Consider the following 12,094-nt stretch of genomic DNA (forward strand, 5'->3'; position numbering starts at 1 on the left):
GTTACCACTAAAAATAGTGAGAATAATACTAACCCAGCCCCTGCTCAAACTATAAACTTGGTTATCATTACAACTAATAAATTAGCTAGATCTTTACTATAATTTGCCACTACAATGCTATTGCCCTTAGATAATTACACTCTTAACTTAGCTTTGAGCAGAGTCTTTTGGAGGCTCTAAGGTTAAGAGTAAAGAGTCTAATGAAAACTTGCTTAGGTGAGGCTTATCCTGAAATTATTTTTTATTACAAGGTGAGGTTTAGAAGTTATGGATCAATCGCAACTACTCATGGGAGCTCTTAGCACCCAAAATATAGTGCTTAGTAATCTTGTTGGTAGTGCCCTTGCCTTAGAACTAAGTGCTATCAAAGCGCAAACTAAAAATCCTTTAGTGATAATTTGCTCTGACAGCCAAACTGTTATTCGCTTAGAGCAAGAGCTAGGTTATTTATGTCACCAAGAACCATTGTTGATCTTTCGTGATTATGAAACCTTACCTTATGATCAACTTTCTCCTCATCAGGACATTATTTCCTCACGCTTAAACTTTTTAGCACAAGCACCAAACTTTACTAATGGCATTATTCTTACCTCTGTTAATGCCATTATGCAAAGACTTGCTCCTGTAAGCTATGTAGGTCAAAGCTCTTTTGCTATTCATACAGGCGATAATAGAGATCTAACCAATTTTTGTTTAACTTTAGCCGATCAAGGCTATTTACAGGTTGAGCAAGTGCTATCCCATGGCGAGTTTGCCGTACGTGGCTATATTCTTGATGTTTTCCCAATGGGTCTTGATGAGCCATTACGTATTGAGTTTATGGATGATGATGTTGATAGTATTTCTATCTTTGACATCCAAAGCCAACGTTCCGTACGCAAAATAGAAGGCGTAAACTTGCTATGCGCTAATGAATTTCCTTTAGACTCAGAGTCCATCTCTTTATTTAGAAGCAATTATCGTAATGCTTTTGATAAAGTAAATGTTGCCTCTCATTTGGTTTATAAGTCCATTTCTCAACGCACCATACCTGCTGGTATTGAATATTATCTGCCTCTGTTCTTTAAGGAAACTAACACTTTCTTTGATTATTTAAGCTCTAAATGCTCTTTTGCTCTTATAGGAGACTTTAGTAAAGCTGTAACTGACTATAGCCATTACTTACATCAAAGAGCCAATAGTCTTAGAGGCAATAAAGATCGCATGCCACTACCTGTAGAGCAAGTGTTCTTAACCCCTGAGGAGGTACATCAGTCGCTACAGGATAAAAACTGCATTACTTTAAGATCCGATATCTTAGATCAAGCAAAGCTCTCTGAGCTTAATAGTAATGCTTGCTTGAATGCTCCTTGCGCTGCAGTACACAATATTGCTTTTGACCATCACAATAAAAACAGCGCCCAAAATCTTATTGATTTTGTGGAGGAATTTTGTGGCCAACAACATGGCCGCATCTTAATGAGTGCGCTATCTGAAGGTCGTAGACAAAGCTTAAAAGATCTTATTCCAGCTTCTTTAATTAAGAAGTATGGTTTAACCGCTGCCTCCAACATCAATGAGTTTTTACAAAGTAAAGACCCTATTATGATGACTATTGCTCCTTTTGACCAAGGAGTAATCTTTGATAAGAGCTATGCCCTTACTTATCTTAATGAACAACATAGCGCCTTAAAAGAGGAGCAGCAACTTGCCAGCACCGCACTTAAAACCCCAGTCGCCCTACTTACTGAAACTGAACTTTTAGGATTTAAAGTAGTAAGACAGCGCAAGAGAAATAGCCGCTCAGGAGCCCTGGATCAAGATACCATTATCAAAAACTTAGCTGAACTTACCGAAGGTCAAATCGTGGTACATATTGACCATGGTATTGGACGCTATCGTGGCTTAAAAACTGAGGTAATTAACGGAGTTGAAGGCGAGTATTTAACCATTGAATACTTAAATGGAGACATGCTTTCTATACCTATTACCTCCTTAAATAAGGTAGCTCGTTATTCAGGTGAGGAAAACCCTACTCTCTCTAAATTAGGTAGCGATGCTTGGAATAAGAAAAAAGCTAAGGCTGCTCAAAAAGTTTCAGACGTAGCAGCTGAGCTACTAGACATTTATGCCCAAAGAGAGTTGCGCTCTGGCTTTGCCTTTAAGATAGATGAACACGCCCTTGAGGAGTTCACCTCTAGCTTCCCTTATGAGGAAACAGAAGACCAACAAAAAGCTATTGAGCAAACTTTAGAGGATATGAAAAAGCCTACTGCTATGGATCGTTTGGTCTGTGGTGATGTAGGTTTTGGTAAAACTGAGGTGGCACTAAGAGCTGCTTTTGTTGCGGCTATGAATGGTAAGCAAGTAGCAGTACTTGCTCCTACTACCATTTTAGCTGAGCAGCACTATCAGAACTTTAAAGAGCGCTTTGCCCCTACTGCAATTAATGTTGACCTCTTAAGCCGCTTTAGAAGTGTTAAAGAGCAAAATAATACCCTCAAGCTTTTAAGTGAGGGTAAAGTGGATATTATTATTGGTACCCACAGTCTCTTATCTAGCAAGGTTAAGTTTAAAAATTTAGGCCTCCTTATTATTGATGAGGAGCACCGCTTTGGTGTTAAACAAAAAGAAAAGCTCAAGGCTATGCGAGCTGATGTAGATTTACTCACGCTCACAGCTACTCCTATTCCACGTACGTTAAACATGGCTATGGAGGGCATGCGAGAGCTTTCTATTATTGCTACCCCTCCTGAGCACAGATTAGCTGTTAAAACCTTTATTTATCAAGAAACAGATGATCTCTGCCGTGAGGCTATTATGCGTGAGCTGCGTCGTGGCGGTCAGGTATATTACCTACACAATGATGTAGCCACTATGGAGCTCAAAGCTGAGCACTTAAGCAAAATTGTACCTGAGGCTAAAATTGAAATAGCACATGGTCAAATGAATGAGCGTCATTTACAAAGAGTAATGCAAGACTTTTATCGTCAGCGCTTTAATGTATTGCTCTGCTCTACCATTATTGAAAATGGCTTAGATATTCCTACAGCCAACACTATGATTATTGATAGAGCCGACCTCTTAGGTTTAGCCCAGCTTCACCAAATTAGAGGTCGTGTAGGCCGCTCTCACCATCAAGCTTATGCCTATCTCTTTACCCCTCCTAAGGAGTACTTATCTAAAGAGGCTAAGTTACGCTTAGAGGCTATTGAGAGCATTGGTGAGTTAGGTGCAGGTTTTGTACTTGCGTCTCATGACTTAGAAATTCGTGGTGCTGGTGAGCTCTTAGGTGAAGACCAGTCAGGTCAAATTGAGTCTGTTGGTTTTTCTTTATATATGGATATGCTCAATGCAGCCGTGAACGCCTTAAAAGAAGGTCGTGAACCAAGCTTAAGTGAGCTTACCTTAAATGAGTGCGAGATTGACTTACATCTCCCTGCTCTACTACCATCAACCTATATTAGAGATATCAACACTCGTTTATCCTTATACAAGCGTATTGCCTCTTGTATGAACGAGGAGAGCTTTAGTGATCTTAAGATTGAGCTTATCGATCGCTTTGGTTCTTTACCATTAGAGGCAGAAAATCTTTTTGAGCTCTCACGTCTCAAGCGCTTAGCAGGACGCTTGGGCATTAGCAAAATTAGAGGCGATGAAAAAGGTGCTTTAATTGAATTTGAACAGCACCATAAGGTAGACCCAAGCTACATCATTATGTTGGTCACTAAATCTAAACATAATGAATATCGCATTAGCCGTGAAAATGCTTTGCGCTATAACCTACCAGAGAGTCCAAAAGCTTCACGCCTTAAGATCTTAAAAATGATCCTTAATGCCCTCTATGCCCACAGCACCTTAAAAGCCGAGGACGAGGCCCAATCCACCAACTAAGCCACCATCTTTAAGCTCACGCTAAAACTTTAGCGTGAGCCCCCAAAGGTCAGGCACTGCTTTTGCCAGTATCTGGCCTTTATCTTTGCCCAGTGATTTTTTGCAGATACTATAGCTAATATCAATAATTGAATATTGTCTATTAATGTAGACATTCTATCTTTGTTTTCTAAGCTAGAAAGGAAATGTTTAATGCTTATTACAATCACTCGTGAACTTAACGCTCCTAAAATAGATAGCGCTGACCAGTTCTCTGTTGCTCAAATTGTATTCAGTGCCTTTATCGCTATCTTAGCAGGAGCTAGATCTTGGCAAGAAATTTCTAGCTTTGCTGAAATAAAGTTGCCTCTTATACAAGAATTTATGCCTTTTAACAAAGACATACCATCTCCTGAAACCTACTATCTATTAGCTCGTTTGCTACCAACGCAAGAGCTAGACAAAATCTTTGTTGCTTTGGCAAAGGATATAATTGAAAAATCTCAGGAAGAACAGCTTAATACCAAGAGCAATGAAACATTAAATTCTGTTGTTGCTTGGTACTCCAACTTGAAAATTTCATTAGGCCAATTAAAGTCTGACAATAACATTATTGAGCTACCACAATTACTTGATAGCCTGGATCTTAAAAAGGCAGAAGTTTTTATTGATGATATGGGTACAACAGCAACAGCTATAGCAAAGGCCGTTCACCAGAAAAAAGGACACTATCTGCTAGCCTTAACCGAAAATCAAGAACCTATAATCAATGAGGCTCAAGAGTTATGTGAAAAATATGAGCCAATTTCTTTCTATAAAAACACTCATACTGCTAACGGGCAAACTAATGCTTGTGCTGTTGAAGCCTTTAAGGTCAATAAAAGAGTGGTTACGACCAAAGACGAATGGGCTGGACTAAAGCAAATCCTTAAGGTGTCAACTACCAAGAGCTATGAGAAAAAGAAAGAAGTTGTCGAAGATACTCATTACTATTTAGTTAACTCAAGCTTTGAAGCCAAGCATTACTTACATTTGTTAAATGAGCATGGTTCTAAACAAAATGATTGTCATTGGCAACTTGATTTCACCTTTTATGACGATAAAGCACAGCAAACCAAACAAGCAGCTGCCACCTTCTCAAGACTACTAAAATTTTGTATGAACTTAGTACGTACTGTAGACTTTGGTAAAGACAATAGTTCGTCAGTAAAAATAAGAGCTTTTGTTTTATCCAACTCAGATAAGTTTTTAATGCAGCTGTTTAACAGTAAGGCTAATGAAAGTTAATTGCGGTTAACCTTGATACGCCTGACCTCAATTGGCTTGTCCATAGTGGTTGATCAGTTAAATACTGGACTTATTGTATTTCTAGCACAAGGGCTGGGCTCAAACTATAGACCCCAGCCTTTTTTAGTTTAAAAGAAGGAAGCTCTTATCGCTTGGCTGAGCTCATGCCTGATAGCATGCCTTAACGCAAATCATGCCTGGCATCGTGACTTATGGCATGCCTGACAGCATGCCTCTGCAAAGGAGAAGAAATATGCCCAAGGCTTGCGACACCCCAAAGAGCTCAAGGCTGGGGACAAAGCCTAAAAAAATAAGGCCTCTTAGCATGCGTCCTTTTAAGGAACATGTTAAGAGGCCTGGCTTTAACTTTAACTTTAAAGAGCCTGCGGGGTTAGCGCTGGGCTAGAGAATTAAAGCCAAAATAGGAATAGTAATGATGGAGAGCAAGGTACTCATAAAGGTGCCTTGAGACATAACCTTTGGATCAATGCCTTCTTTGAGGCAAATCATGGTGCCATAGGAAGCAACTGGCATAGCACTTAAAATTACCAACACATCAGTGTACTTCTTATCAAAAGGAGTTAAAGAGTAAATTACGTAGATAAGTGCTGGAATGGCTAACAACTTAAGTAAGCTCATGACATAAATACGCCAATTACCAAACATCTCTAAAACTTTAATATCAGCTAAGGTTGAGCCAATAACTAATAATGATGCAGGAATAGTCATATAACCTACTAAATGAATAGCCTCACCTACTAGCTTAGGAGTTTGAATTTGGAAAAATACCAGAATAATAACAATATAGGTTGCACTTAAAGCAGGAGATAGCACCATACGCCAATTAAGCGTTACTTTACGCTCGCTCTTATCTTTATTACAGCTAGAGATAAAGATTTGTCCTAATAAGAAAATCAGCAAGTTAAAAGGAATAGTTAGCACTGAAATATAGAAAATGGCGTAAGTACCAAACAGAGAGGTAGCCACAGGAATACCAATAAAGTTGATATTACCAAAGGCAAACATAAAGCGATAAATACCTTCTAACTCTGTATGTAAAATCTTGGCACAAATGGTTCCAGTAATTAATAAGAATACTAAGGTTGCAGTACCTAACAATAGTACTGGTAAAATTTCAGATCTCGCAGGCAGAGTATCGCCCATTACCGAGGACAGAATGATACAAGGGGCGGTGACGTTAATAATTAATACTGATAAAGAGCGATTAAACTCGTCATTCATAAGCTTAAGCTGATTACAGATAAAGCCAATAATCACCAACAGGAACAATACGCCCATCTGGCCAAAGGTATCTAAGAAACTCATTACTATCTCTACTATGCTTAGCAAACAATAAGCATGCTAAAGCTAACAACTAAAAAAAGAGTGTGTCATAGCGCCTGCCTTAGCACGAGACAGGCAACCATTACCAACTAATGGCCTCTTGCACAGAAACCAAGGAACGAGAAAAACTAATTGCTCTTTCCTAGCCCTGATTTAAAGGCCGTGTTTTAAATCAATAAACAAAGCCAAAATTAAAATCAGTAGAATTTAATTTGAGAATAAAATCACATAAAAAACCTTATAAATAAGCCTTTTGTGCAATTTTGCTGTAATTTATGCGTCTAGTTTACCAAAAGCACGGTTCAATTAAATAATTGATTTCCTTTTCGCACCTTTTTTGCCCACCATGTTCTTTATTGCCGAAAATTATAGCTTCAACCCCAATCATTCACTAAAGCTAAAAAAGCGCTTATTTTTCTTATAAAACTACTACCAAGGTACAAATTTACCCCCTAACGCCCAACTTATCTCCTCATGTAACTTTGCTTTTATTGCTTACCACAACCAGCCCCCAATCAGCTCTACCCTCTATCATCTAGAAAACTCACCAAATAATACTGCCAATAATATTGCTATCTTGCAGCCAAGCGCTAAGCGCCAGAGCTTGCGCTTTGCGCAATGGGCTTTGCGCCATGAGCTGTGCGCCATGGGGTTTGTGCTTTGTGCACTTTGTGCACTTTGCTCTGAACTTTGGGATGAGGTAATGGGTAAGTGGATGGATTTTTAGAGCAAGAATTGGTCGATGGGCGTGCACCTAAGCTTTAGCTATATTTTGTAAGGTATTTTTAGGCAGGGATAGCTTGTTTTACTTTGGTAGGCAAGACAACAAAGGCTGGTTGCTATGCAATCGTAGTACGATGTGAGCAAAATAGTACTTTTAGTGTAGTGGCGAAAAAATCGCAAAAAGATACTTTTTTTCTTACAATTCCGCATATATACGACAAAGTAGATTATACTATGCAGTCTTTGTTTGTTAAACATGCTTTAAATTTTGCCTAAGCTCTAAATCTTGTGCAACATATTATCTTTTTTGAGCTTAGTGTAGTTTTATTGAATAGGGCTAAATAGCCATTTACCAATATACGTTTATAAGTTGTAAGCCTAAAGACAAGTTTAGAATACAAGCCATCTAAGTTGTTAAATCTTTTATTCTGTCAGTTCATCACAAAGGGGGCAGAACAAGAACTTCTCTTAACCAACAAATTAACTTGATAGCTAAACGCTCTAGTAGAGTGTTTGCTGTATACTTGTCGATTAATTTTTTTAGCTAAGAGACCTCATTTAATCTCTGTTGGCAATATCAGCCAACAATATAAGCACTTTTATTTAGTTTTTTATGTTTGTCTGCTATTTGTAATAGCAGTTGGTATTTATTGATTGTTACAGGTTCGTTTCGACCATGATCAAAATTAAGGACAGTAAACTTAAAATGAAGGCCATACACCTCGCCTTTGTCTCTGCTTTAGCAGTTTTTGCTAGCTCTAATGCTCTAGCAGCTCCTGATAACGATCAAGAGCAACCCTCCAATGCCCGTTTAATCGAAATGAAGGGCCAAATCCAAAGTATTAATGAAGAGTTATCAGATCAAAGAGCAACCTTAAGATCTTTAAAGACTGAAATTGTTGCTCAAAGAGAAGAAACTGATGATTTCCGTCGCTCCTTATTAAGCGAAATGAAGGCTCTCCGCCGCCAAAACCAATCATTAGTAGACTCTATTTATGATGACGGGGTTTTAAAGAGTAAAAATAATATGGATGAAATAAAGCCATTACGTAACTACGATTTACAGACTCCTGATGGCAAGATGTACTTTGGTGAGGACGAGTACGTTTATGTCAAGGAAGCTGATGCTACCTTTGATGCCCGTATTGATACAGGTGCTGCCGTATCTTCCATTTCTGCTACTAACATTACTGAGTTTGAGCGTAATGGTAAGCGCTGGTATCGCTTCACTGTTGAGGCCAATGACCACAATATTGAAGTTGAGGCACCTTATGTACGTACCTCTACCATTCGTCAGGTATCTAAGCACACCACCACTGAGCGTATAGTAGTAGCCTTAAACGTTAAAGTTGGTGATTACTCCACTACTAGCGAATTTACCCTCTCAGATCGTACTCGCTTGCAATATCCATTATTAATTGGCCGTACCTTGATGCAAGATATTGCTGTAGTAGACGTAGCTCGTGACCATATCCAAGGCCGTAACAAAGATACTTTCTTAATCTTATCTCGTGAAGATTATCAAAAGGCTATGAAGCAGGGTAAAGACCCTAATGCTGAGTATCGCCAAAAGAAAGAAGCTGCTGATGCTGTAGGTCAAATCGCCCGCCCATCAGACGAGTATGGCGCTAACTTAGGTTCTAACTCTGAAAATGCCCTCCCAGCAGTACGCAACAAGAGCAGCGTTGATGATGAGGAGAAGCAAAAGAACTCTAATGTGGTAAAGGCTACTCCTAAGAGCCCTGCTGGCACCATCAAGGAGGCCCCAAAGGCTGCTGATAACAAGGAAGTAGCTAAGGACAAAGAGCCAGCTAAGGCTAAAGAGACCTCTAAGAAGGCTGAGTCTCAAGAGCAATCAAAGGATAAATAATAATTAACTGTGCTTTAAGGCTCTTATGACCTTAAAGCATTAAAAACCGACCTATCAGGAAAAATTTTCGATGGTTTCACGTGGCGTTTTCTATGTGGTAACTGCCATCCTGTTTATTACAGGTATTTTATTAATGGCTTACCAACATGTTACTTTTGAAGTTCCTTTTTTACCAGGCGAACAACGCACTGTTTGGCAAGTAGAGGCTAAAGTTGAATTTGAGCCTACAGGCACTGGTGCTGCTACTGTAGATTTGGTGATCCCAGATGTTCAGCCAGGCTTCTTCCAGCTTAGCCAAACCACAGCCTCTTTAGGCTATGGTGCTACCTACATTCAAAAGCAAAATAGCTCCTATGTAGAGTGGACTAAGCGCAATCCAGCTGGTTTACAAACTCTTTACTATCGTGGTGAGTTCTTAAGTGATACCAATGCTAAAGACTCATCTATGATTGTTCCAGCTATTCCAGAGGTAGTTATTCCAGAGCCTTATGCTACTGCTGTAGGTGAGATTGCCTCTAAAGCTCGTGAGCGCTCTTCTGATCCTTTCTCTTTTACTGTACAAGTAATTAATGAGATTGACCGTCAAGAAGAAATTCGTACTCTCTTGTTACAGAACTTCTCCCGTCCTGAGTTAATTTTAAACATCTTGCACTATGCTTCAGTTCCTGCTCGTATTGTGCATGTTTTAGACTTAGAAGATGGCCGTCGTAACCGTACTTTAACCCAGCGTATTGCCGTTTTCCAAGGAACTCACTACGAAATCTTTGATCCAGTAACTGGCACCTCAGGCATTCGTGAGAACCAATTAATTTGGAATAATAATGGTGGCTCTTTAATGGATGTTCAGGGCGGTAAGAATGCTCGTTTATCCTTCTCTATCATAAAGAGCTCTGTACCTGTAGCCCAAGCTGGCTTATTAAAGGTTATGACTGAAAAGGCTCAGGGTAACGATGTTGTTAACCTTTCTATTGAGTCTTTACCACTAGAGGAACAATCCTTATTTAAAGGCATTTTAATCCTCCCTATTGGCGTATTAATCGTAGTATTCTTACGTGTTTTAGTTGGTATTAAGACCTCTGGTACCTTCATGCCTGTGCTTATTGCTATGGCCTTCTTACAAACTTCTTTAGTCGTAGGCTTAATTGGCTTCGTTTCTATTGTTTGTATCGGTCTGGTAGTACGTTCTTGGCTATCGCACTTAAACTTACTCTTAGTAGCTCGAATATCAGCAGTTATTATTGTAGTAATTGCTATTATTGGCGCTATCTCCTTAATTACCTATAAGATTGGTCTTACCGAAGGTATTAAGGTAACCTTCTTCCCTATGATTATTCTTTCCTGGACTATTGAGCGTATGTCCATCTTATGGGAAGAAGATGGCTATAAGGAAGTTCTAAAGCAAGGTGGTGGCTCCTTATTCGTAGCTGTTTGTGCCTTCTTAGCAATGGATAGCTTAATTATTCAGCACTTAACCTTTAACTTCTTAGGTCTCCAATTAGTAATCTTAGCCATTGTGCTCACCATGGGTAACTACACTGGTTTCCGTTTAAGCGAGCTTAAGCGTTTCAAGCCATTAGTAGTTCAAATGGAAGGTAATTTAAATGGTGATGAGACTGAGCCTGAGCATGTTCGTTTAAAGCGTGAAATGAAGACCTTAAAGGCCAATCCACGTGCTTTTGACGACGAGGTCAACGCAGCCGTTCGCAAAGACAAGAAAGAGGCTGCAAGCGAACCTACTGAGGCCAAGAGCAAGGAGTAAGACGTGTCCTTTGTTTCTGATTTTTTCTCCCGTTATACCAGCCCTTTAGCGCTCATGCGCCTTGGTATTATGGGCATGAACCAGCGTAATGTTAATTACATTGGTCGTTATAATAAGCGTCGTCTTTACCCTTTGGTTGATAACAAATTACTCACCAAAAAGATGGCTTTAGAGCACAAGGTTAATGTCCCTAACTTGGTAGGTGCAGTGCGCAACCAGGTAGAGGCTCAAAATATCATCAATATTCTTGGTGATAAAAAAGAGTTTTGCATTAAACCTGCTCAAGGCTCTGGTGGTAAGGGCATTTTAGTTATTACCAATCGTGAAGGTAAGAGCTTCATTAAAGCATCAGGTCAGGCTATTAGCATCCATGACTTACGCCGTCATGTGTCTAATATCCTAGCAGGCTTATTCTCTTTAGGTGGTAAGCCTGATATTGCCCTGATTGAGGATTTAATCCACTTTGATCCTTGCTTTGAGGGCTACAGCTACGAGGGTGTTCCTGATACTCGTGTTATCGTGTTCCAAGGCTTCCCTGTAATGTGTATGATGCGTCTCTCTACTGCGGCCTCTGATGGTAAAGCTAACTTACACCAAGGTGCAGTAGGTGTGGGTATCGATATTAGAACTGGTCGTGCAGTTCGTGCAGTACAGCATAACGACACTATTGAGTTCCACCCAGACACCAATAAAGACCTCTATCAATTGCAAGTTCCTAGCTGGGATGAAGTATTACACTTAGCTTCCTCTTGCTATGAGATGTCTGGTCTTGGTTATATTGGTACTGATATTGTGCTCGATAAGTTCCGTGGCCCTATGCTCTTAGAGCTTAACGCTCGCCCAGGCATGGCCATTCAAACAGCTAATAACGCAGGTCTGTTACCTCGTTTACGCTTAATTGAATCGCTCAATCGTCGCTCTAATATGTCTGTTGAGGCCAAGGTAGCCTTCTCCAAAAAGCACTTTGGTGTCTACAACAGCTAAAGATATCACCCCATGCTAAGGCCGCCTGGCCTTGAGCATGGGCCAAGCCATAGCCCCTAACACGAGCCGTGGCTTGCTCATGCTCCCCTAGGTCATGTCCTAAGATCATGGCCTAGGGCAGAGCCTATAGGCAGATCCTTCGGGCGTAGCCTATAGGCATAGTCTGAGCTTTGGTTTGGTTTGAACTATAAGTTTGGATAGCGATTAATTAGCTATCAAATATAATTTTTTGCAGCTAAGTTAGCTATAGCTTGCATGAGGCCAGAGAAATCTGG

At 39.9% G+C, this 12,094-nt stretch carries 6 protein-coding genes; 5 read left to right on the plus strand and 1 reads right to left on the minus strand.

Features of this window, described 5'->3' with window-relative positions; translation table 11 throughout:
• The first annotated feature begins 267 nt into the window (after window positions 1-267).
• Both mfd and MXE38_RS01415 read left to right on the plus strand, forming a co-directional pair.
• Window positions 268-3,873 (plus strand): transcription-repair coupling factor, encoded by a 3,606-nt coding sequence (mfd, locus tag MXE38_RS01410; protein ID WP_246910342.1) that lies wholly within the window; start codon window positions 268-270, stop codon window positions 3,871-3,873.
• 192 nt (window positions 3,874-4,065) lie between these two features.
• Complete coding sequence (locus MXE38_RS01415; protein WP_246910344.1) at window positions 4,066-5,139, plus strand: ISAs1 family transposase; 1,074 nt, start codon at window positions 4,066-4,068, stop codon at window positions 5,137-5,139.
• 402 nt (window positions 5,140-5,541) lie between these two features.
• On the opposite strand, the gene MXE38_RS01420 is transcribed toward MXE38_RS01415, so the two are convergent.
• Entirely contained in the window at window positions 5,542-6,465 is a 924-nt protein-coding gene (locus MXE38_RS01420; RefSeq protein ID WP_246910346.1) for an AEC family transporter, read from the minus strand.
• Window positions 6,466-7,882: 1,417 nt separating this feature from the next.
• On the opposite strand from MXE38_RS01420, the gene MXE38_RS01425 reads away from it, so the two are divergent.
• The 3 genes from MXE38_RS01425 to MXE38_RS01435 all read left to right on the plus strand — a co-directional run bounded on the left by MXE38_RS01425 (window position 7,883) and on the right by MXE38_RS01435 (window position 11,819).
• A complete protein-coding gene (locus MXE38_RS01425; RefSeq protein ID WP_246910348.1) occupies window positions 7,883-9,076 on the plus strand; it encodes an ATP-dependent zinc protease in 1,194 nt (397 codons plus the stop codon).
• Between the two features lie 70 nt (window positions 9,077-9,146).
• Window positions 9,147-10,835: an inactive transglutaminase family protein gene (locus MXE38_RS01430; protein WP_246910350.1), complete on the plus strand. Its 1,689-nt coding sequence runs from the start codon at window positions 9,147-9,149 to the stop codon at window positions 10,833-10,835.
• A 3-nt stretch (window positions 10,836-10,838) separates the two neighbouring features.
• Complete coding sequence (locus tag MXE38_RS01435) at window positions 10,839-11,819, plus strand: alpha-L-glutamate ligase-like protein (RefSeq protein WP_348647349.1); 981 nt, start codon at window positions 10,839-10,841, stop codon at window positions 11,817-11,819.
• Window positions 11,820-12,094: the final 275 nt, after the last annotated feature.

Origin of the sequence: Anaerobiospirillum sp. NML120448, assembly GCF_023050945.1 — a bacterium.
Classification (GTDB): domain Bacteria; phylum Pseudomonadota; class Gammaproteobacteria; order Enterobacterales; family Succinivibrionaceae; genus Anaerobiospirillum.